20 protein-coding genes are annotated in these 22314 nt (G+C 56.9%); 9 read left to right on the top strand and 11 right to left on the bottom strand.

Annotation, left to right across the window (positions count from 1 at the left end; all coding sequences use genetic code 11):
* Positions 1-21: 21 nt before the first annotated feature.
* The gene (galE, locus tag LEPTO7104_RS0117610) at positions 22-1020 is read left to right on the top strand and encodes a UDP-glucose 4-epimerase GalE (RefSeq protein WP_017299899.1); all 999 of its coding nucleotides are present in this window, start codon (positions 22-24) and stop codon (positions 1018-1020) included.
* Between the two features lie 83 nt (positions 1021-1103).
* Here the strand turns inward: galE and LEPTO7104_RS0117615 are convergent, their stop codons facing one another.
* The 9 genes from LEPTO7104_RS0117615 to LEPTO7104_RS0117655 all read right to left on the bottom strand — a co-directional run bounded on the left by LEPTO7104_RS0117615 (position 1104) and on the right by LEPTO7104_RS0117655 (position 8552).
* Entirely contained in the window at positions 1104-2054 is a 951-nt protein-coding gene (locus LEPTO7104_RS0117615) for a F0F1 ATP synthase subunit gamma (RefSeq protein ID WP_017299900.1), read from the bottom strand.
* Between the two features lie 81 nt (positions 2055-2135).
* The gene (gene atpA / locus LEPTO7104_RS0117620; protein ID WP_017299901.1) at positions 2136-3653 is read right to left on the bottom strand and encodes a F0F1 ATP synthase subunit alpha; all 1518 of its coding nucleotides are present in this window, start codon (positions 3651-3653) and stop codon (positions 2136-2138) included.
* An 89-nt stretch (positions 3654-3742) separates the two neighbouring features.
* The gene (atpH, locus tag LEPTO7104_RS0117625) at positions 3743-4300 is read right to left on the bottom strand and encodes an ATP synthase F1 subunit delta (RefSeq protein ID WP_017299902.1); all 558 of its coding nucleotides are present in this window, start codon (positions 4298-4300) and stop codon (positions 3743-3745) included.
* 2 nt (positions 4301-4302) lie between these two features.
* A complete protein-coding gene (locus LEPTO7104_RS0117630) occupies positions 4303-4824 on the bottom strand; it encodes a F0F1 ATP synthase subunit B (protein WP_017299903.1) in 522 nt (173 codons plus the stop codon).
* 69 nt (positions 4825-4893) lie between these two features.
* Positions 4894-5385: a F0F1 ATP synthase subunit B' gene (locus tag LEPTO7104_RS0117635; RefSeq protein WP_026072815.1), complete on the bottom strand. Its 492-nt coding sequence runs from the start codon at positions 5383-5385 to the stop codon at positions 4894-4896.
* A gap of 109 nt (positions 5386-5494) precedes the next feature.
* On the bottom strand, positions 5495-5740 hold the full coding sequence (atpE, locus tag LEPTO7104_RS0117640) for an ATP synthase F0 subunit C (protein ID WP_017299905.1): 246 nt from the start codon (positions 5738-5740) through the stop codon (positions 5495-5497).
* A 147-nt stretch (positions 5741-5887) separates the two neighbouring features.
* The gene (atpB, locus tag LEPTO7104_RS0117645) at positions 5888-6637 is read right to left on the bottom strand and encodes a F0F1 ATP synthase subunit A (RefSeq protein ID WP_017299906.1); all 750 of its coding nucleotides are present in this window, start codon (positions 6635-6637) and stop codon (positions 5888-5890) included.
* A 71-nt stretch (positions 6638-6708) separates the two neighbouring features.
* A complete protein-coding gene (locus tag LEPTO7104_RS43685; protein ID WP_040696943.1) occupies positions 6709-7086 on the bottom strand; it encodes an ATP synthase subunit I in 378 nt (125 codons plus the stop codon).
* Between the two features lie 248 nt (positions 7087-7334).
* Positions 7335-8552 carry a class I SAM-dependent methyltransferase gene (locus LEPTO7104_RS0117655; protein ID WP_017299908.1) on the bottom strand — a complete coding sequence of 406 codons (1218 nt, stop codon included), beginning with the start codon at positions 8550-8552 and terminating at the stop codon, positions 7335-7337.
* Positions 8553-9088: 536 nt separating this feature from the next.
* Between LEPTO7104_RS0117655 and LEPTO7104_RS34360 the strand changes: the two genes are divergently transcribed.
* From LEPTO7104_RS34360 to LEPTO7104_RS0117690, 7 genes are all read left to right on the top strand, one after another.
* The gene (locus tag LEPTO7104_RS34360; protein ID WP_040695522.1) at positions 9089-12304 is read left to right on the top strand and encodes a phycobilisome rod-core linker polypeptide; all 3216 of its coding nucleotides are present in this window, start codon (positions 9089-9091) and stop codon (positions 12302-12304) included.
* 403 nt (positions 12305-12707) lie between these two features.
* Positions 12708-13193, top strand: coding sequence for an allophycocyanin subunit alpha (apcA, locus tag LEPTO7104_RS0117665; protein ID WP_017299910.1), 486 nt, complete (start codon positions 12708-12710; stop codon positions 13191-13193).
* Between the two features lie 64 nt (positions 13194-13257).
* Complete coding sequence (apcB, locus tag LEPTO7104_RS0117670) at positions 13258-13743, top strand: allophycocyanin subunit beta (RefSeq protein ID WP_017299911.1); 486 nt, start codon at positions 13258-13260, stop codon at positions 13741-13743.
* 180 nt (positions 13744-13923) lie between these two features.
* Positions 13924-14127 (top strand): phycobilisome linker polypeptide, encoded by a 204-nt coding sequence (locus LEPTO7104_RS0117675; RefSeq protein ID WP_017299912.1) that lies wholly within the window; start codon positions 13924-13926, stop codon positions 14125-14127.
* Between the two features lie 210 nt (positions 14128-14337).
* Positions 14338-15573, top strand: coding sequence for an FtsW/RodA/SpoVE family cell cycle protein (locus tag LEPTO7104_RS34365; protein WP_017299913.1), 1236 nt, complete (start codon positions 14338-14340; stop codon positions 15571-15573).
* An 80-nt stretch (positions 15574-15653) separates the two neighbouring features.
* Entirely contained in the window at positions 15654-16397 is a 744-nt protein-coding gene (locus LEPTO7104_RS0117685; RefSeq protein WP_017299914.1) for a cytochrome c biogenesis protein CcdA, read from the top strand.
* A gap of 34 nt (positions 16398-16431) precedes the next feature.
* Positions 16432-17817: a cytochrome c biogenesis protein gene (locus LEPTO7104_RS0117690; protein WP_017299915.1), complete on the top strand. Its 1386-nt coding sequence runs from the start codon at positions 16432-16434 to the stop codon at positions 17815-17817.
* Here LEPTO7104_RS0117690 and LEPTO7104_RS0117695 read toward each other — a convergent pair.
* Positions 17776-18054, bottom strand: a complete 279-nt coding sequence (locus tag LEPTO7104_RS0117695) for a hypothetical protein (protein ID WP_017299916.1) — start codon at positions 18052-18054, stop codon at positions 17776-17778. The two genes, LEPTO7104_RS0117690 and LEPTO7104_RS0117695, sit on opposite strands and share 42 nt — an antisense overlap.
* A gap of 261 nt (positions 18055-18315) precedes the next feature.
* On the opposite strand from LEPTO7104_RS0117695, the gene LEPTO7104_RS0117705 reads away from it, so the two are divergent.
* On the top strand, positions 18316-20400 hold the full coding sequence (locus tag LEPTO7104_RS0117705) for a cation:proton antiporter domain-containing protein (protein ID WP_017299918.1): 2085 nt from the start codon (positions 18316-18318) through the stop codon (positions 20398-20400).
* Between the two features lie 53 nt (positions 20401-20453).
* On the opposite strand, the gene LEPTO7104_RS34370 is transcribed toward LEPTO7104_RS0117705, so the two are convergent.
* Positions 20454-21998, bottom strand: a complete 1545-nt coding sequence (locus LEPTO7104_RS34370) for an N-acetylmuramoyl-L-alanine amidase (RefSeq protein WP_017299919.1) — start codon at positions 21996-21998, stop codon at positions 20454-20456.
* Between the last annotated feature and the right edge of the window lie 316 nt (positions 21999-22314).

Here is a 22314-nt window from a genome sequence, read left to right on the forward strand (position 1 = left end):
AATCCTTTAGTACTAATTTCTATGGCAGCTAATACAAAAACGATTTTGGTGACCGGGGGGGCGGGCTACATCGGCAGCCATGCCGTCCTGGCTCTACAGCAGGCCGGCTATCGAGTGCTTATTCTCGACAACCTGGTCTACGGCCATCGCGATCTAGTCGAAAACGTCCTTGAAGCCGAGCTGATTGAGGGCAGCACCCTAGACAAAGCACTGCTCCGAGAAATTTTCAGCCGCTATGACATCAGCGCCGTCATGCACTTTTCGGCCTACGCCTACGTGGGTGAGTCGGTCAACAACCCCAGCAAATACTACGAAAACAACGTGGTGGGCACCCTAGCGCTACTCGACACCATGGTAGAAGCGGGGGTCAAGACCTTTGTGTTCTCCTCGACCTGTGCCACCTACGGCGTGCCCCAGGCGATGCCGATTACCGAAACCCATCCCCAAAACCCGATCAATCCCTATGGGGCCACCAAGCTCATGGTGGAGCGAATTCTCACCGACTATGACAAAGCCTATGATTTTAGATCGGTGCGCTTTCGTTACTTCAACGCGGCGGGTGCCCACCCCAATGGCCTACTGGGCGAAGACCACAACCCCGAAACTCACCTGATTCCCCTGGTGCTGCAAACGGCCCTGGGCAAGCGAGATTCTATCAGCGTCTTTGGTACCGACTACCCTACTTCGGATGGCACCTGCGTGCGCGACTATATTCACGTGTGCGACCTGGCCGATGCCCACATTTTAGGCCTGGAATATCTGCTGAAGGGCGGTGAAAGCGCAGTATTTAACCTGGGTAACGGCAGCGGCTTCTCGGTACGGGAGGTGATTGACGCGGCGGCGCGGGTGACGGGCAAGCCTATTCCTGTGGTGGAAGCCGAGCGCCGCCCCGGCGATCCCCCAGCGCTAGTGGGGAGCAGCGATCGCGCCCGCGATATCCTCGGCTGGACCCCCCAGTACGCTGACATAGACACCATATTGACCCATGCCTGGGCCTGGCACCAAACCCGCCACGGATAGGTTCCAACAAATTTCTAGGCCAAAAAAAGCCCGCTACAGGAATGTGGCGGGCCTTTAATCGTGATTGTAGGTTTTCTGCTGGCTTAGCCCAGGGAGTTGGCCCCAGCTACCACTTCCAAAATTTCCTGGGTAATGGCTGCCTGACGAGCCTTGTTGTAGGTCAAATTCAGGGTCTTAGCCAGTTCCTTGGCATTGTCGCTGGCATTGTTCATGGCCGTCATTCGGGCCGCCAGTTCGCTGGCCGCCGACTCCTGCAATGCCCGTAGAATCTGGTTGTTCAGATATAGCGGCAGCAGCGCATCCAGAATTTGAACCGGATCTTGCTCAAAAATCATGTCCTGGGGAAACTCGACTGGAGTTGGTCCAGCTACTTTTTCACGCTCTACCTGGAAGACACCAGCGCGGGTAGTCAGTCGGAAGATTTCGTCGTCTGATACCTCAAGACCCTGGGGGTCGAGGGGCAGCAGGGTCTGAATCACTGGGCGCGAGCTGACCAGCGACACAAACCGGGTGTAGATCAGCTCAACGCGATCCACCTCATCTGACAAAAACAGCGACAGTAGCTCGTCGGCAATGGTAGAAGCTTCGTCGGCGGTAGGGATTTGCTCCATGCCGATAAAGCTGGCTTCAATGGGCTGATCCCGACGCTTAAAGTACTGGTTAGCCTTGCGCCCTACGATCACAAAGCGGTAGTCTAAACCCTCTGCGGCCAGCTCCTTAGCTCGGATCTCAGCCCGACGAATGATGTTGTTGTTGTAGCCACCACAGAGGCCGCGATCGCCGGAGATGACCAGTAGAGCAACGGTCTTTACTTCACGCTGCTTGAGCAGTGGCAGATCGGCTTCCTCAAATCTCAGACGGCTCTGAAGGCCGTATAGCACCTGGGCCAGGCGATCGGCAAAGGGGCGGGTGGCAATCACCTGTTCCTGGGCACGACGCACCTTGGCGGCGGCCACCAGACGCATCGCCTCAGTGATTTTGCGGGTGTTTTTGACAGACTTAATGCGGTCTCGAATCGCTTTTAGGTTAGGCATAGTGGATCCCAAGGGGTCGTCGAGAGGTCAGGAGACTGCCGAGGCAGCCCCCCGACCAGAACAGGGGGACAGAATACGGCCTTAAACAGCTGCCATAAAGGATTGCTTGGCTTCGGCGATCGCGTCCTTGAGAATCGCCTCGCTTTCATCGCCGAGCTTTTTCTCGCTGCGGATTAGCTCCCCAAATTTGGGCTTGCTGTTGCGCAGATAGTCGCGCAGTGCCTTAGAAAAGGCCGTCACCTGCTCCACGGGCACTTCATCCATAAAGCCGTTGATGCCCGCATAGATAATCGCCACCTGCTCTTCCACCGGCAGCGGGGAGTACTGGGGCTGCTTGAGCAGCTCGCGCAGGCGCTGCCCGCGAGCCAGCTGCTTCTGGGTCGCCGCATCGAGGTCTGAGGCAAACTGAGAAAAGGCCTGTAGCTCGTCGAACTGCGCCAGCTCTAGCTTCACCTTACCTGCCACCTGCTTCATTGCCTTAATCTGAGCCGCAGACCCTACCCGAGACACCGAAATACCGGCGTTGATGGCGGGGCGCAGACCCGAGTTAAACAGGTCAGAAGATAGGAAAATCTGACCGTCGGTAATCGAAATGACGTTGGTGGGGATGTAAGCCGATACGTCACCCGCCTGGGTTTCGATAATTGGCAGGGCGGTCATGCTGCCTTCGCCCAGTTCAGGGCTGAGCTTAGCGGCTCGCTCCAGCAGACGGGAGTGCAGGTAGAACACATCGCCGGGATAGGCTTCACGACCGGGCGGGCGACGCAGCAGCAGCGACATCTGACGGTAAGCCTGGGCCTGCTTGGTCAAGTCATCGTAGACCACCAGGGTAGCTTTGCCCTGGTACATGAAGTACTCAGCCAGGCTAGCCCCGGTGTAGGGGGCCAGATACTGAAGCGGAGCGGGGTCGTTGGCGCTGGCTGTTACCACAATGGTGTACTCCAGAGCACCGCGCTCGCGCAGCACGTCTACGATTTGGGCTACGGAGGAGGCCTTTTGACCGATCGCCACGTAGACGCAAACCACATCCTGGGACTTTTGGTTGAGGATGGTGTCGATCGCGATCGCCGTCTTACCGGTCTGACGGTCACCAATGATCAGCTCGCGCTGGCCCCGGCCAATGGGAATCATTGCGTCGATGGCGGTAATGCCGGTCTGCATCGGTTCGTATACCGACTTACGGGCAATAATACCGGGGGCTGGAGACTCAATTAGGCGAGTTTCGCTGGTTTGCAGGTCGCCCTTGCCGTCAATGGGGCGGGCCAGAGCATCGACTACGCGACCCAGCAGCGCCTCGCCCACTGGGACCGAGGCAATCTTGCCAGTGGCGGTCACAGCGCTGCCTTCTTTAATATTGATGCCATCGCCCATGAGCACCGCGCCCACGTTGTCTTCCTCTAGGTTGAGGGCGATCCCTACGGTGCCGTCTTCAAACTCAAGCAGCTCGCCGGACATGGCGTTTTCGAGGCCGTAGATGCGGGCAATACCGTCACCCACCTGCAGCACCGTACCGACGTTGGAGACCTTGACCTCCTGGTTGTACTGCTCGATCTGCTGCTTAATAATGCTGCTAATTTCGTCAGGTCTGATACTAACCATAGGACTTGCTCTAGATAAACCTACAAAAACACGAAACGTCAGAGAAACTGCCCAACCAGGGGCAAGTTTGATTCAGTGCCGCCGCCCGGCTAGGTGGAAGTTGCCAGCTGCATACCAATGCGGCGCAGTTGCCCGCGCAGGCTGGCGTCAATTACCTGGGAGCCAACCTTGATGATCAGTCCACCCAACAGCGATGGATCGACCATGACCGATAGCTCCACGCTGCTGGCCCCGGTCATGGCCTTGACGCGATCGCGAATGGCATTCTGCTGATCATCAGACAGATCAACCGCTGCGGTCACATCGGCCAAAACGGTGTTGTTCAGCTCCCTCAGCAGGGTTTGGTACTGCTGCAGAATGGGCGTCAAGAAAGCCACCCGCCCACGATCCACCAGTAGGAGCAGAAAGCTCAGCAGGAAGTCACTCACTTTCCCCTCGGCAACCTGGCGCAGTACGCCCTTTTTGGTATCGGGAGCCATGAGGGGATTGGCGAGGAAACCAGTTAATTCGTCAGAATTGGTCAGCGCCTCTAGCAGGTCGGCAACTTCGACACCCACTTGGTCGATAGCATTGTGATCTTCCGCCACCGACATCAGTGCCTTAGCGTAGGGGCCAGCAATTTCAGAACTCAGGCTTGTGTCGTTCATAGCTACTCTCCTTTAATCCGAGCAATGCTGGAATCCACCAAGCGCCGCTGCAAATCCTCGTTCAGCCGATCGGGCAGAGCGGCTTCACTGCGCTCCATGGCCAAAGCGGCGATGCGCTGTTGAAGCTCACGCATGACTCGAGCCTCCTGGGCGGTGAGATCTTGGGCGGCGTTAGCCCGCATGCGCTCCACATCGATCTGGGACTGTTTCAAGATCTCATCGCGGCTACGCTCCGCCGTTGTCTGGGCTTCGGCCAAGATTTTCTTAGCCTCTTCCTGCGCCTGGGCTAGCTTTTGCTGCTGCTCGGCCAGGGCCGCTGCGGCGTCTTTCTTCCGCTGCTCGGCCTCAACGATCGCCGTTTTGATTTCTGACTGGCGGGTCGATAGGGTCTTCCCTAAGAATTTGCCGCCAAAGTAATACAGCACACCAATAATAATGACCAAATTAATCAGGTTGGTTTCTAGGATGTTGAAATCCACGCCAAAACCACCTTCTTCCGCCGCCAGTAACCAACCAATAGTCATATCCCTACTTTCCGTCAACGACGCGGGCAACTCCAGGGAGGCCAAACCATCCTGCCATTACCGATAGCCTTAGGCCGCTAAAGAACCCAGCAGCTTATCTAAAATTTGCCGACTCAGGCCGTCCACCTGCTGCTCCAGGGTAGCCATGGCCTGACTCTTTTGCTCGTCTAGCTCTCGCTGCACCTGCTCTCGCTGGGCCTGGGCCTCCTGCTGAGCAGCCGCGACAGTTTTAGACGCAATCTTTTGGGCTTCTTCCTGGGCCTCGGCAATTACCGTTTGAGCCTGACGGCGGGTTTCAGCAAGTTCCTGCTGATACTGGTTAGCAATTTGCTCGGCCTTAGCCAGACGCTCTGCCGCATCAACCTGATTGGAACTGATGTAGCCGTCACGTTCGTCTAAAACTTTGCCCAGGGGCTTATAAAACAAAGCGTTCAGCGCCACGGCCAGCAGCACAAACTGCACCGCCATCAGCGGCAGAGTGGCATCGAGATCAAATAGACCACCGCCCTCTTCAACTGTTTCAGCGGCTTCAACCGCCAGTAACCAAACAAAATTCATCATTGTGGGTATGCCCTTTACATCGGCCCAGGGCCAGCACTACAGAATGAAAGCGTAAAAATCGATAGGCAGGGAAAGGTGCAAGACCTCTCCCTATCCCAGCGATTTCGTTCTACGCGAAGGGGTTGGCGAACAGCAGCACCAGGGCAACCACCAGACCGTAGATGGTCAGCGCTTCCATGAAGGCCAAGCTCAGCAACAGAGTGCCGCGAATCTTGCCTTCAGCCTCGGGTTGGCGAGCAATACCTTCCACCGCTTGACCAGCGGCATTACCTTGACCAATACCAGGGCCAATAGCTGCCAGACCAACGGCTAGAGCAGCTGCAATTACGGAAGCGCCTGCGATAATAGGATCCATGTCGTTACCTCTTAGACAATCAACAACAAGTTAATCAGGTCGTAGACAACGCGCGAGAGGCGTTTCTTGTAGGTGCGGCCCTAAGACCACGTCGGCTGACAGCACCTGCCCCGTCAGCCAATACAAACTGAATGTCCCTAGAGGGGATCATTCATGCTCTTCACCACCATGCCCCTCGATCGCCTCGCCGATGTAGGCCGCTGCTAGGGTCGCAAAGATCAGTGCCTGAATCGCACTGGTAAACAGACCCAAGACCATAACTGGCAGCGGCACGAAGAGAGGTACCAGCAAGACCAGCACAGCGACCACCAATTCATCGGCCAGGATGTTTCCAAACAGACGGAAACTTAGGGAGAGAGGCTTGGTGAAATCTTCCAAAATGTTGATAGGCAGCAGAATAGGCGTGGGTTCGATGTACTTGGCAAAGTAACCCAGCCCTCGATGGCTAAACCCGGCATAGAAGTAGGCTAAGGACGTCAACAGCGCCAGGGCTACGGTGGTGTTGATGTCATTAGTCGGTGCGGCCAACTCACCGGCCGGTAGGTGAATAAGCTTCCAGGGAATTAGCGCCCCAGACCAGTTGGACACAAAGATGAACAGGAACAGAGTGCCGACGAAGGGAACCCAGGGCCGATACTCCTTTTCACCAATCTGGTTTTTAGCTAGGTCGCGGATAAACTCCAGGGCATACTCCATAAAGTTCTGGAGGCCGGAGGGAATCCGCTGGATATTGCGGGTGGCTAAAAATGAAACTAGCAGCAAAGCGCCGATGACAAACCAGGAGGTCAAGAAGACCTGGCCGTGGAGTTTAAGGCCACCGAGCTGCCAGTACAAATGCTGGCCAACCTCTAGCTTTGCCAGGACTAAGGGATGAATAGTTAGCATATTGAGCGCCATCTCTTAAATTGACTTCTCCTTAAGACCTGCCAGGAAAAAGCATGCTATGCTTGGGAACCACCGATTTAGGGCTAGCCAGACGTCTGAGATGACTCAGGCGATGATTTTGGCAGCACCGCAGTCCAGAGGGTGTAAGCAATTAACGCCCCCTTGTAGGTTAAGAACCCTAGGAAAACGGGTACAACCTGAAGCTGCTGCCATTGGGTAGCCACTAAAACCAGACCGACTACAAGGGCCAATCGGCCACTCCCCAGTCTGGCGCTTCCGCGCCCAATGCTGGCTACACTTTTTGCCAACATCCTCAAGTAAACCACACCGCCGCACGCTCCTATTAAATAATTCAGAGCAATTGGCAGAGAGTAGGTCAGCCAGGCGGAGACAAAGATGATGCCTGTGAATGCCAGGGTTGTTAGCAGCAGGTTTTGCTGAAGCTGATAGTACTCTTCCATCGCGGTTGCCGAAGCGGGAGGAAGACTATGACCGTCGGTTTGACCGGGGTCGATCTCTGCCTCAGCTGGGGCGATCGCGTCGGTGTGTTCGGAGGGCAGTGGGGCCACGAAAGCGCCTAATCCTTAGCCGTTAAAGGGTTTCACCTGTGTAGACAGGCCATGGGTGATCATATCACGGCAATAATACTTAATAGACGTTTCCCAAAAGTAAATCCGCCATCTTCGGCCTAACTTTATTGAAGCTGCTGTTACGGGCGCAACAGGATTAGCTGTTTCTGGTGCATTTGGCGAATTTGCTCTAGGGTGGCCCCGGTTTGAGAAATCAGGTCGGCCACCGTGGCGGGCTGGCGATGGCTCTCCTGGACTAATCTCTGACTATCGCAGGCCTGCAGCACCTTAAACTCCGTCTCACTCAGCGCAATAATCTGGTAGTTGTGGTCGAAAATGCTCTGGCTGGGCCAGCCCTCCATGCAGGGGTTTCGACCTGGGGTTGCCGCAAGCAGTGCGGCATCGTCCTCCCAACTGATGCGGGGATAAGGAGGACGGGCTAGGAACCACTCAAAGTGAGTAATCTCTGGGTCGAGCAGCTCGATTAGTCGGTACTGGTCCTTTAGCGGGAGCTGCTTGGCCCGCGCGAGGAGAGCCGGGTCTTGGGCGAGCAGGCGATCGAGTTGCCACACCTCGGGGTTTGAGAAGCCCACAAACTCCAAACCCGAGGCATCAATTAACTTAAATAGATCATCCAGGGTGTAGTCGACTTCTTGGGGATGGACGTACATGTCGGCAAAGCACTCGTCGCGCTGGTTTTCCATGGCCCAGCGATCGCGCTCCCGCTGCTTGAGTCGGTTGCCCTCGGGCAGAGTGGCGAAGATTTGCCGCCCCACCCGCACACCATCCTGATAGTCGCCTCGCTGACTGCCCTGAACAAGCGCAATCGCGCGCTGCATCAGCGAAATTTCCCAGCGACCCACGGCAGCATACACAAATAGATGAATGAAGCCGCCGGGAGCCAGCCTAGTGGCCAACGCCCGCAGTCCTGCCAGGGGGTCGGGCATGTGATGGATGACGCCGACACAGTTGATCCAGTCAAACTCCCCCTCCAGCTGATCGACGTCATAGATGCTGAGCTGGCGGAACTGAACATTGGTGGCCCCAGAGGACTGGCAGCGCTGGGTGGCGGTGGCGATCGCCCGCTCGCTCAAATCAATCCCCAGGACGTCCGCATCGGGGTTGAGGTGACTTATATATTCAGTGCTGACCCCCGTTCCGCAGCCCGCATCCAGCACCCGCACCGATCCGTCGACGGGGGCGGCCCCGGTGCAAAAGCTGTAGACCGTAGGCCAGTACCAGCGCCAGTTATAGCCCGGTGGAGCCTCATCCAAGATGGGCTCCGGCGGAAAGGGGTAGGTGTTGTACAGGCTGGCTACCGCATCGCTGATCGCCTGGGTTTTTGTTGAGTTGTTCATGGCTAATCGGTCAGTTCAGGGCACGGGGCAGGGGCAAGGAGCGATCGCTGACGATGCCCCAGTAACTAGATCAAGTTTGAATCTATGGGCTAGGCCGCACCGGGGCCTAGCGTTACAGTTGGCCAGCGGCTCAACCCTTCTTCCGGCGAGGATCAGGGCCTATGGCTCTCAGCTTTATCACGAAACGTTACAAAACTTATCCGCCTTCTCAGGAGTGTCATGACCATCCTCTATGATGACCAAAGGCATTTGCCAGGTCGGATGTTACACAGTTTTTAATAATCTGTGTTGCTGTCCTGAAACGGTTTAATCTGATTCCAGGTCAGCGAACAGCCTGCCATCCATAGATACCGCATTCGGTGCCCTGCTTGAGTGTGTGGCAGGTGAGGTTAACAACGCTTTACCTTCAACCGGGGCTGTCAACTGTGCGTTGTTTCAGGGAGAGTTCCTGAGAATTGCAGGGTTGCACCCTCGAGCCGATTGATAGATTCTTTTTTGATGCCGTCATTGTCCGCATAGGGAGCCTTTGAAAACGCATGAGTGTTAAAGCAAGTGGTGGAAGTGCACCGGCGCGGCCCCAGCTCTACCAAACTCTGCCGATGGCCACAATTTCCCAGGCCGAGCAGCAAGACCGCTACATGGGCCGGGGCGAGCTAAATGAGCTGTCGAGCTTTTTTGGTTCTGGTCTAAAGCGAGTTCAGATTGCCGAAATCTTGACCCGCTACTCCGAGTTGATTGTCTCCCAGGCGGCCAACCGCATCTTTACTGGGGGGTCGCCGCTGGCCTACCTGGAGCGGGTTGAGAGTGAATCGCCCGTTGAGAAGACCCGGGCTGGTACTGTTTTAGACGAAACAGAGGCGTCCCGACTGGGCACCGCCACCTTTATTGAGAGCGGCGGCGGCCTGTTTCAAAACCTGTTTAGCTCTACGCCGTCTGGGCCAGTGCCGCCTGGGTTCCGCCCGATCAACGTGTCGCGCTACGGCCCCGGCAACATGACTAAGTCGCTGCGCGACATGAGCTGGTTCCTGCGCTACGTCACCTATGCCATCGTGGCGGGCGATCCAAACATCATCTCGGTGAACGTACGCGGCCTGCGCGAAATCATTGAGACGGCCTGCTCTTCGGCGGCGACCGTTGTGGCCATTCAAACCATGAAGGCAGGGGCGCTGCGCTATCTAAATGGCGACCCCGAGGCCCAGGATATTGTGACCCAGTACTTTGGGGTGCTGCTGAGCGAGTTTAAGGCCCCGACTCCCTCGAATAAGCTGCGTCAGCGTCCTTCTGGCGATTTGCAAGGGCTTGAACTACCTCAGATCTACGCCAATGCCGCCGAGCGTCGACCCAAGTACGCCATGAAGCCGGGGTTGTCGGCGGTAGAAAAAAACGACGTCGTGAAAGCCGCCTATCGGCAGATCTTTGAGCGGGATATCACTCGGGCCTATTCGCTTTCCGTTTCCGATCTGGAATCGAAGGTGAAAAACGGCGAAATCTCGATGAAAGAGTTTGTGCGCCGTTTGGCCAAGTCGCCCCTGTACCGCAAGAATTTCTTCGACTCCTACATCAACAGCCGCGCGCTGGAACTGGCCTTCCGCCACATTTTGGGACGTGCCCCTAGCTCGCGGGAAGAGGTGCGTGACTACTTCTCTATCGTCTCTAGCGGTGGCTTTGCCGCTCTCATTGATGCCCTGGTGGACTCGAAAGAGTACGCCGACTACTTTGGCGAGGAAACGGTACCCTACCTGCGCGGTCTGGGCCAGGAAGCCCAGGAGTGCCGCAACTGGGGGCCTCAGTTCGATCTGTTTAACTACAGCGCGCCGTTCCGCAAGAAGCCGCAGTTTATTACGCTATTTGCGGCCTACGAGCAGCCTCTGCCCGACCAGCACCCCTACGGTTCTGGCAATGATCCGCTGGAAATTCAGTTTGGGGCTATTTTCCCCAAGGAGACCCGCAACCCCAGCGCCACGCCTGCCTTCTTCAACAAAGATACCCGCCGTATTCTCATTCACAACGGTCCTGGTATCAACAACCAGTTGAGCAACCCCGCTGCTCGGCCTGAAAGCCCTGGTTCTTTGGGGGCTAAGGTGTTCAAGCTGGATCAAATTCCCAGAACGGGGAATACCCAGGCCAGCGTGCGCTACTCCGAAAGCTCAACCCAGACGGTGATCAGTGCCGCCTATCGTCAGGTGTTTGGTCGCGAGGTTTACTCGGGGCAGCGCTCTAACGTAGCCGAAATCAAGCTGGAGAACGGTGAGATTACGGTTAGAGAATTTATTCGGGCGATCGCAAAGTCTGAGGCCTTCCGCAAGACCTACTGGTCGTCGCTATACGTGATGAAGGCGGTGGAATACATTCACCGGAGACTGCTGGGTCGGCCAACCTATGGGCGAAACGAAACCAACGCCTACTTTGACATCTGCGCCAAAAAGGGTTTCTATGCCCTGGTTGATGCCATTATTGACAGCCAGGAGTACTCCGAAGCCTTTGGGGAAGACACGGTTCCCTACGAGCGCTACCTGACTCCAAAGGGTTTGGCTCTACGCAGCATGCGGGCGGGTAGCCTAGCCGAAAAAGGCATGGTGCCCACCGCCGATACCAGCATTCCCCGTTTTGTCGAGTTGGGTACGGTGTCTGAAGATCGGGCGATCCCCGAGGTTCAGCGTCGCGTGGGTCAGGGAGTTAACCGCCAGCGGCAGCAGACCAAGGTATTTAAGCTCACGTCGCTAGCCGACAAGCCCAACCTCAAGGTGGTGACAGCCGCTGCCTATCGGCAGATCTTTGAGCGAGACATCGCTCCCTACATCGTCAAGAGCGAATTTACCGCCTTGGAGAGCAAGCTCGGTAACGGCGAAATCAGTGTCAAAGAGTTTATTGAGGGTCTAGGCACCTCATCTCTTTATATCAAAGAGTTCTACGCGCCCTACCCCAATACCCAAGTGATCGAGTTTGGCACCAAGCATTTCTTGGGCCGCGCTCCGATGGACCAGGCAGAAATTCGCAAGTACAACCAGGTGTTAGCTAGCGAAGGCATTCGCGGGTTTATTCAGACCATGCTCAATACCACTGAGTATGCTGAAAACTTTGGCGAAGATACGGTTCCCTACCGTCGCTACCCCACCCTGCCAGCAGCTAACTTCCCCAACACCGAGAAGCTCTACAACCGTCTGACCAAGCAAAACCGCGATTTAATCGTGCCCAGCTTTGCCAGCGCTAAGACCGCCGTCGATGTGGCTGATATGCCATTGATGGCTGGGGCGGTAGCGTCCCAAGAAGCGGCTGCGGCTGAGCTGGCTGCCACCGTGGGTCGCTCTTCGGTGGAGACTGGTATGGCTGCTGCTGTACCCAGCACTCGGTTTTACCGTCTTCACCCAGGGTCTGGCTGTGGGCAGGTAGATCAGGTGCTGACGGCGGTCTACCGCCAGGTGATGGTGCTGCCCGAGGGGGAAATTCCCTCGGAGTGGCGGCTGCCTGATGCGGAGGCGCTAGTTCACAGCGATCGCCTTACCCTGCGCGAATTTATCCGTCAGCTGGTGCAGTCTCCGGCCTATCAGGAGAGGTTTATAGCCGCTTATCCAGTGCCAAAACTGGTGGCCATTATGGGCCGCCAGCTGCTGGGCCGCAGTCTAGAGGACGGAACTGAGTATGGAGCGATCGCGGCCCAACAGGGCGCGATGGCTGTCGCGGAAGCGATGCTTAGCTCGCCAGAATACCTGCGCTACTTTGGTGAGCAGGGCGTTCCCTACCGTCGCGCTTAGATCGCGGTGCTGCCTTGGTGTGGATGACTGAAAACCCATCCACACCAGGCTTTGTAGCTTCACAGGATAAGCCTAGTTTTGCCGACAATCCATCCTGGCAGTATCCCAACCTGATACTGTTACGAAATATTAAAGCCGGGTTCTAAATTGCATCCGGTTTACGTCTTTTTGAGGCTTTAGGCATTCTCTTAGGCCTTCAAAATAGCGTTTCCATCAGCCTTCGGAGAAACTGAGGAAAACTGTTACAAAATATTTCGCGACTTTCAAGAAGGCTTACGCAATACCGGACAATTAATCGGGAAGGTTGCCAGATCTGAGATTCTATATAGAGTTAGCTCTGGCCCTGCACCTTTAAATGCCAGTTTCATTACTATCTGGTCATATTTTTCGGAGGAATCCATCAATGAGTATTGTCACGAAGTCAATCGTGAATGCCGATGCTGAGGCTCGTTACCTCAGCCCCGGTGAACTGGATCGCATCAAGGGCTTTGTTACCTCTGGTGAGCGCCGTCTGCGGATCGCTCAGGTGTTGACCGAATCCCGCGAGCGCATCGTCAAGGAAGCCGGCAATCAGCTGTTCCAAAAGCGCCCTGACGTTGTTTCTCCCGGTGGTAACGCCTACGGCGAAGAAATGACCGCGACCTGCCTGCGCGACATGGACTACTACCTGCGCCTGATCACCTACGGTGTGGTCGCTGGCGATGTCACCCCCATCGAAGAAATCGGTCTGGTTGGCGTGCGTGAAATGTACAACTCCCTGGGCACCCCCATTCCTGCTGTGGCAGAGGCTGTGCGCTCCATGAAGTCTGTGGCAACCGGGCTGCTGTCCAGTGACGATGCCTCTGAAGCCGCATCTTACTTCGACTATGTTGTCGGCGCTATGCAGTAGGCGCCACTGCGCTACTCCGTCGATTCGTTGTTGAGAATACGTCAGTTCTAAGGAAGCTTCACCAATGCAAGACGCAATTACCTCTGTTATCAATTCCTCCGATGTGCAGGGCAAGTACCTGGATGGGTCTGCTCTAGATAAGCTCAAGGCCTATTTCCAGACCGGCGAACTGCGGGTTCGTGCCGCTAGCACCATCAGCGCCAACGCTGCGGAAATCGTCAAAGAAGCTGTGGCTAAGTCCCTGCTGTACTCTGACATCACCCGTCCCGGCGGCAACATGTACACGACCCGTCGCTATGCCGCCTGCATCCGCGACCTCGATTACTACCTCCGCTACGCTACCTATGCCATGCTGGCTGGGGATCCCTCCATCCTGGATGAGCGCGTGCTAAACGGCCTCAAGGAAACCTACAACTCCCTGGGGGTACCCATTGGTGCAACCGTCAACTCCATCCAGGCTATGAAAGAAGTCACTGCTAGCCTAGTAGGCGCTGACGCTGGCAAGGAAATGGGCGTTTACTTCGACTACATCTGCTCTGGCTTGAGCTAGTCCAGGCTCATCCGCGTGCTTTGGCCAGTGGCCGAAGCGAACCTAGGCCAGAGTTAGAAGCGAGTGTTGAGGACACTGGGTTGTGCTGTACTGTCTTCCTTCTGTCCACAGCATTGGCTTTCGACTCTGGCTTTTCAGTGTTTACATCTGTCCAGTGAGATAGCAGGAGAGTTTTCGGCCATGCGAATGTTTAAGATTACCGCTTGTGTTCCTAGCCAAACTAGAATTCGTACCCAGCGGGAACTGCAAAATACCTTTTTTACCAAGCTGGTGCCCTACGATAACTGGTTTAAAGAGCAGCAGCGAATTCAGAAAATGGGTGGCAAAATCGTCAAGGTTGAACTGGCCACTGGTCGGCAGGGAGCTAACACTGGTTTGCTCTAAGGGTATTGCCACAGCAGGGCATCCGATAAAAATTTTTACGGCATTTTTAATGCTGCGATACGTGCAGGGTCGGCCAGAGGGCTAGCCCTGCCGTTGTGTTTTTGGGAATATTTCTGTGGTTTTTGGGTTCACAAAAAAACCACAAAAATATCCCCCTCCGCTATACTTGGCCCTTGAAAGACTTAGCCCTTCGGCACAAGGGGTAGCAGGGTGGATATTGCTCGACTAGTTCCATGGTTTGATCCTACGGTGGGTCAGTGGTCAGCAGAGGCGCGTTGGCTGCGCTGGCTAACTTTTGTTTGGCTAGGAGGTGGGCTGCTCGTTCTGTTTTCGGCATCCTACGCCGTGGCCGTGGCAGAACATGGCTATGGTTTGCACTACGTCATAGTGCAGCTGCTCTGGGTGGCTGTTGGCCTAGTGGTGTTCAACCGCATTGTTCATACCTCGTTAGACCGCTTGCTTCAGGGATCCGGTATTGTGCTGCTGGTGCTAGTGGGCTTAGTGGCTCTGACTCTGATTCCGGCCCTGGGTGTGACGGTTAATGGGGCTACCCGCTGGCTGCCTCTGGGACCATTTATGATTCAGCCTTCGGAGCTAATTAAGCCCTGCCTGGTATTGCAGGGGGCCAGGCTGTTTGGCTGTTGGAACCAGCTGACCTGGCCAATCCGCCTCATTTGGCTGGTCATTTTTGGCGCTATTTTGGGGCTGATTTTAATGCAGCCTAACCTGAGTACGGCGGCTATCTGCGGTCTCACTCTCTGGTTGATTGCTTTGGCGGCGGGAATTCCGTATGTCTATTTGCTGCTGACTGCCGGGGGGGGACTGCTGGCGGCGGGGGTGAGCGTTAGCTTAAAGACCTACCAGCGCCAGCGTATTATCTCGTTTTTGAATCCCTGGGCTGACCCCGGTGACCAGGGATATCAACTGGTTCAGAGCCTGTTGGCAATCGGCTCAGGTAGAGTTTGGGGGCAGGGGTTTGGCATGTCTCAGCAGAAGCTGTACTCCTTGCCAATTCAGTACACAGATTTTATTTTTGCGGTCTACGCCGAGGAGTTTGGCTTTGTGGGTTGCCTGGTACTGCTGACATTTCTAGGAATTTATGCATCTGTAGCGCTGCTGGTTGCACTGCGGCTAAAGCAGCCCCTGTATCGGCTGGTGGCAGTGGGGGCCATGGTTGTGTTGGTGGGTCAGTCGCTGCTGAATATGGGGGTAGCCACAGGGGTGCTACCCACGACTGGCCTTCCTTTTCCGCTGCTGAGCTATGGCGGCAGTTCGATGGTTGCCAGTTTAGCTACCGCCGCTCTACTGGTACGGGCCGCTCGGGAAATTAATTTGGATGTGCCGCTGCCGCTGCGGCGACGGGGGACAAGGGCAGGCTATGCGGAACCTGTGCCTTTACGAGTCCTCAATGGCGGCAGCATCAATGGTGGCAACATCGTGTCTTGACTGTCCTGCCGCAGAAATCTGAGAGCGGGTTGCAAGATTGTTACAATTAAAAAATAGTCTTGCAACTCACTAATTTGGCAATGCTCCAAAGCCTTCAGCTTTATCTCTACGAAATTGCCCAATGGGCTAACCAACTTGTGAATGAGCAGCTGACTCAGGTGTCCTGGGTGAGTTTGTCGGTGGTAGGGCTGGCGGGATTGCTGACTAGCCTATCGCCCTGCCTGCTGTCGATGCTGCCCATCATGGTGGGTTATATGGGAGGCTATGAAGGCGATCGCCCGGCGGGGGCAGTGCTGCGATCGCTTTCCTTTGCCCTGGGGCTAGCGACTACCCTGGCCCTGCTGGGGCTCGTCGCCGGACTTTTTGGCTATGTCTATGGCCAGGTGGCCTGGGGCCTGCCGATCGTCGTGAGCCTGGTGGCCATTGTGATGGGCCTAAACCTGCTGGGAGTTGTACCCCTGGCAATGCCCGCTGGCGCTGGCCCCACCTTTGAGGGCTGGGGTTTGCCGCCCTGGCTGCGGGCCTATGCCCTAGGGCTGACCTTTGGCATTGTGGCCTCACCGTGCAGCACCCCTGTGCTGGCTACGCTCTTGGCCTGGATTTCGGCGACGAAGGATCCAGTTTTAGGGGCTGCTTTGCTGCTGGCCTACGCGGTGGGCTATGTGACTCCCCTGGTGCTGGCGGGCACCTTTACCGCCAGCCTGAAGCGCCTGTTGGACCTGCGCCAGTGGTCGAGTTGGGTCACTCCCGCCAGTGGGGCTTTGCTGCTGGGCTTTGGAGTGTTTTCGCTGCTGTCTCGGCTGCTGCCATCTACGCTGGTGTAGCAGTTTGTCTTGTTGACCTGTTTTGAGGGATGCCATGGCCCCCTATGACGCTTTACCCGATTCTTTCTGGGGCAGGGTGCGCGACTATTTTCGCCGGGACCTGCTGCCGCTGCTGGCGGATCTGCGGTTGGCCATTGTGCTGCTGCTGGCGATCGCGGCGTTCAGCGTCAGCGGCACCGTGATTGAGCAGGGGCAAACCCTAGAGTTTTACCAGACCAACTATCCAGCCGATCCGGCTCTGTTTGGCTTTCTGAGCTGGAGGGTGATTTTAATTAGCGGTCTCGACCATGTGTACCGCACCTGGTGGTTTTTAGCGCTGCTGATCGTATTTGGGGCTAGCCTCACAGCCTGCACTTTCACCCGTCAGTTTCCCGCCCTGGGCGCGGCCCAAAAATGGAGCTATTACAGTCAGCCCCGCCAGTTTCAAAAACTGGCCCTCAGCGCCGAGCTTACCGATACAGACCTGACATCGGTGGTCAGGGGGTTAACGCAGAGGCGCTACCAAGTGTTTCAGGCCGATTCTCAGCTCTATGGCCGCAAAGGAATTGTCGGTCGCATCGGCCCGATCGTAGTGCACGCCAGCATGATTTTGATTTTGCTGGGGGCTATCTGGGGGGCTATGACCGGCTTTTTTGCCCAAGAACTGGTGCCGAGCGGCGACACGTTTCAGATTCGCAATATTTTTGATGCAGGCCCCTGGGCGGCAGCCCAAATTCCGAAGGACTGGTCCGTGCGGGTAAACCGCTTTTGGATTGACTACACCCCCGAGGGCAATATTGACCAGTTCTACTCCGACCTATCGGTGTTGAATTCGACTGGAGATGAGATCGATCGCAAGACGATTCACGTCAACGAACCCCTACGCCATCGCGGTGTGACGCTCTATCAGGCCGACTGGGGCATTGCTGCGGTGCGGGTCAAGCTCAACAGCAGCCCCGTCTTGCAGCTACCGATGCAGCCTTTGGAAAGCGAAGGCCCTCGGTTTTGGGGCACCTGGCTGCCCACCAAACCCGACATGAGCGAGGGCGTCACGCTGTTGGCCAGAGACCTACAGGGGTCGGTGCTGATTTACGACAATGGGGGACAGCTGGTTTCTACCGTTCGCAAGGGCATGGCGGTGGAGGTCAACGGCGTTAGGCTCTCGCTGGTTGACGTGGTTGGCAGCACTGGCTTGCAGATTAAAGCCGATCCTGGCATTCCCATGGTTTATGGCGGCTTTGGCCTGCTGATGCTGGGCGTGGTGATGAGCTATGTATCTCACTCCCAGGTGTGGGCTCTGGAGCAGGACGGCACTATTTGCCTGGGCGGTCGAACAAACCGGGCCCAGGTAACCTTTGAGCGGGAGCTGCTCGAACTGTTGGCGGAGCTAGCTCAAGATTCAGGGAAGGGTGTAGACCCCCCTCAGAGGGTTGAGGCTTGATCGGCCCCTGTGAGCTAACTTGGGCGAGTCGAGATAGGCGGCGAGGAGCTGAGCGCAGCTGAGGCGATCGCTGGCCGCCTGGGGTGATCGCAGCAGCTCGTAGATCAAATACAGGAGTAGCGCCGCCCAGCTGCCGCAGGTCGCTGGCAGCAGCCGATTTAGCCCTGCCTTGGTATCGACGTTGCTGCGGGAGGCATGGTTTCTAATGCTGCCTCTAGCTCGCGCCAGAGGCAGCATTAGCACGATGGGGATTGCACTTTGCGGCTGTGGGGGGAATGCGATCGCGCGGGGGGAGCCATAGGGGGGCTCCTAGGGGAGCCATGCCTGCTGAATCAGACTGACACTGCCTCTCAAAAGCGCATCCTGGTAGTCAATCATATGGATCCTATCACCGCACATTTCGCTGACGTTGCCCTATTTATTTCTGAGGATGGAGACAACGCTATGGCCTAAAGCCGATGCTGATACAGTTAAACAATTCGCGTATACGATACCCCTATGACCCCCTTTGGGCTCGCAGTCTATACCCTAGGCAAACCGCTGGCCCTACCCCTGGGTCAGCTTCTTCAGGAGCCGCTGACCGATCCAGTGGCCATCTTTTTGACAATTTTGGCGATCATGCTGGTGGCTCCGCTGCTGGTGGAGCGTCTGCGGCTGCCGGGCATTATTGGCCTGATTTTGGCGGGGGTGCTGGTCGGGCCTCACGGCCTGGGCATTTTAGAGCGCGACAGCACCATTGTGCTGCTGGGTACCGTAGGCCTGCTATTTTTAATGTTTTTGGGCGGCCTCGAAACCAGCTTGGATGACCTCAAGCGCGACGCCGAGAAGCCAATTATCTTTGGCCTGGCTACCTTTATCGTGCCCATGGTCCTGGGCACCGGGGTGATGATTGCGCTGGGCTACGAGTTTTGGGCCTCAGTGCTGGTGGCCTCCTGCCTGGCCTCCCACACCCTGGTGGCGCTGCCCGTACTGACTAAACTGGGCATCATGCGCCATCCGGCCTCCATTGCCACCCTGGGGGGCACGCTGATTACCAACGTGCTGGCGCTGCTGGTGCTGGCCGTGGTGGTTAAGACTGACCAGGGCGATCTCACCCTGAGTTTTTGGCTATTTCTAATTCCGGCGCTGACAATCTATACCTTTGCGGTGCTGTGGGGAGTCCCTAAGCTCGGGCGATGGTTCTTCAAGAAATTTGGCCATGACGAAGGGGCTGAGTTTACCTTTGTGCTGGCGGCCCTGTTTGTGGCTTCCTACCTGGCCAGTCTGATCGAAATTGAGCCCATTGTGGGGGCCTTTTTGGCCGGTGTGGCCATTACCCAGATCATTCCCCGTCTCAGCCCCTTGATGAACCGGGTGCAGTTTATCGGCAATACGCTGTTTGTGCCAATTTTCTTGATTTCGGTGGGGATGCTGGTCGACCCGCTGATTTTGCTGCGAGAACCCCAGGGGTTGTTGATCGCAGCAGTTATTGTACTGGCAGAGCTGGCGAGTAAGTTTATTGCGGCCTGGGGATCGACCCGCTGGTTTAAGTGGAAATTTCCCAGCGCCATGGTGATGTTTGGTCTGTCTATGGCTCAGGCGGCCTCTACCCTGGCAGCCATCACCATTGCCTTTGACATTGGCCTGGTAGATGAGTTGGTGGTGAATGCCATCATTGCCATGATTTTGGTCAGCTGTGTGCTGTCTCCCTGGGTGGTGGCTCGCTGGGGCGGACAGATTCAAAGCCAGCTGTCCGACGCCGCTGAGGGGGAGTCCCAAGCGACGCTTGAAAAAGGCTCAACAACTCTAGGCAAGCGCATTTTAATCCCGGTGGCGAACCCCAGTACCGAAGACAATCTGCTGCAGTTGGCCATCATTTTGACGAAGCGAGTGGGAGGTACGCTGCTGCCCCTGCATGTGCTGCCCGATCGCAACCAGCCGATCGCCAATGCCGACAAAACCCGGCAAAACCGCCTGCTCGACACCGCCGAAACCATTGCCCATGCCGCGGCCATTCCCGTAGAAACCATTGGTCGCATCGACGACTCCGTGGCCTGGGGCATTTTGCGCGCCCTGCAAGAGCGGGAGGCCGACCTGCTGATCTGCGGCTGGAAAGGGTTCTCGACCTATCAGGAGAATTTTTTCGGCAGCGTCATCGATACCATTGTGCGATCGGCCACTATTCCGGTGCTGATTAGCCGATTTCCCCAGCCGATCGAAAACACCGAACAGGTGGTGCTGGCCATTACCGGCCGGCCCGCCACCCTAGGCCGGGTCAAAAGCACCCTGGCCATTGCCCAAAGCCTGGCGGAGGAGCTAAAGGCGCCGCTACAGGTAGTCCAAATGCCCGTTAGCCCGGCTCGCGATCGCAAGCTGACCGCCCTATTTGAAGAGAAAGCTATCGCACCGCAGCTGGCCCAGGGAAACACCATCAGGCGAGTGTCGGAGGCCATTCAGCCCAACACTTTGCTCATTCTGATCAGCAGTGCCCACAGCGTAGGTCAGCCAGCTTTGGGGCGCGAACCCGAAGCGATTACTCGCGCCAACTGGGAGACCAACATTATCGTTGTCAACTTTCCGGCCCAGCCCCTGAAAAGCTCCTGAGCGACTTTCTTTCACCCCGAACTCTCTATCTACCGCCCTTGCCGCCCCCGCGTTCACCGGGGCTGGCTGCGCAGGTAGTTGAGAATGCCCTGGGCGATAGCCTGGCCCATCTGGGCCTGCCACTGGGGGTCACGCAGCTTGGGCGCATCGGTGGCGCCGGTAACAAAGCCAATTTCGATCAGCGCGGCGGGCATAGAGGTGTGCCGCAGTACGAAAAAACGGGCCTGACGGATGCCGCGATCGTGCATAGCCATAGTGCTCAACACCTGTTGCTGGAGGGCTGCGGCCAGCACCTGGCCGGTCTCGGAGTAGTAGTAGGTCTCCAATCCGTTGACCTCCTGGCGCTGCATATCTACCGCATTGGCGTGAATACTGACAAACACGGTCGATCGAGCCGCCTCAGCCTGCGCGGCGCGGGGCTGCAACTCCACTGTTTGGTCGCCCTGGCGGGTCATCTGCACCGCGACCCCCTGGGCCTGCAGGGCTGCCGCCGTGTAGTGGGCCACCGCCAATACCACCCCTTTCTCCTGTAAACCGCCGATGCCTACAGCCCCTGGATCGACGCCGCCATGGCCGGGGTCAAGCATCACCAAGACCTGCCCCAGGTTCGGTTGCCTGGGGGTAGATCCTGGCCCAGCGGCGGGTGAAGGGGCTGGAGTGGCAATTCCTGGGGGGGCAGCGGGACGGGTAATTGGCGGTGGGGCGGCTACCGCATTGATGACGGGCAGCGCCACGGTGGCAGGGGGAGCGGTAATCTGGCTGGGGGCCACCCCAATGGGCGTCAGCCAAATGCCACCGCTAGCTAGGGGAGTAATTTGCCAGTCGGGGCTATAGCCATCCAGGGTGAGGGTGACGCGGATGGCCGGCGGGTCGGTGGCAAACTGAGTCAGGTTCCAGCGGTGAACCCCGTAGCGCCCCTGGGGCAGCGTCTCGGCGGCAAGGCCGGGGGCAATGGCAGCATCCAGCAGATCGATGACGATCTGCCGCGCCTGGTTGGCATCGCGGGTGCGGTAGACCTGGATCTGTGGCGCGGCCCCAGCGGTGGGAATAAAAAACCCCTCGGCAGTGGCCTGCACGCCGCCCAGCACCGTAGCTGTTGCCCTGACAGCGGCCAGACTGACCTGATTGCGCCTGATTAGCGGCGGCAGCGGCTCGGCCCCTACTGTAGTGAGGGGGCGCGATGTCGATGCTTTAGAAAAGTCTGGAATGGTTAGCGTGCTGTTGGGAAAGGATTTGTCGACGCCGGGGGCCTGGGTTGAACTGGGCAACTGCACAACCCACTGCTGGTTGGTCAGCCCCCATACTTTGACCTGCTTGGGGTCAAGGTTGTAATCGGGGCTCAGATCTAACACCATGCGGGTGGTGCTTCCGTTGGCCTGAATAACCCGCACCGCCCGCACTGCCCCGCCGATAAACTGGTTGCCCAAGGCGTCGTCAGACAAAATTCCCGGCAGGTCAATGACCAGCTGGTGAGGGTTGGTCGATAGGCTGACCTGGGGTTCCACCCCACTCTCAGTGGTAAACACGAGGCGATTTTGGCCCGTATCAAACTGCCAGGCCTGTAGCCGTGCGCTGGCTTTGGCCGGTAGGCTGCCCAATAGGCAAACCCCAGCCACCCCAACTACACCGGTAAAAAACTGCCTTAGCCGCAATCGGGCTGATCTCCCCACGCACCACAGAACTTAGCTCGACCCTTGAGCGATCGCGGGCCGTTTGCTGTGCCAGCTCTCCTCTCCTTGGGCAACTTATATTGGCCCCGGACCTTGGCCCGGAAGCCAAAAACGGCCCCTGGCACAGGACTTGAGCGACTGAATCGGCTTAGATATTAGCTCACTTTTGATAAAGTAAAGCCCCAATTGTTTAGCTGCGGTAAAACTTTGGCCACGCCAGAGGAACGTTCCCCACAACCGCCCC

The organism is Nodosilinea nodulosa PCC 7104, assembly GCF_000309385.1.
Taxonomy (GTDB): domain Bacteria; phylum Cyanobacteriota; class Cyanobacteriia; order Phormidesmidales; family Phormidesmidaceae; genus Nodosilinea; species Nodosilinea nodulosa.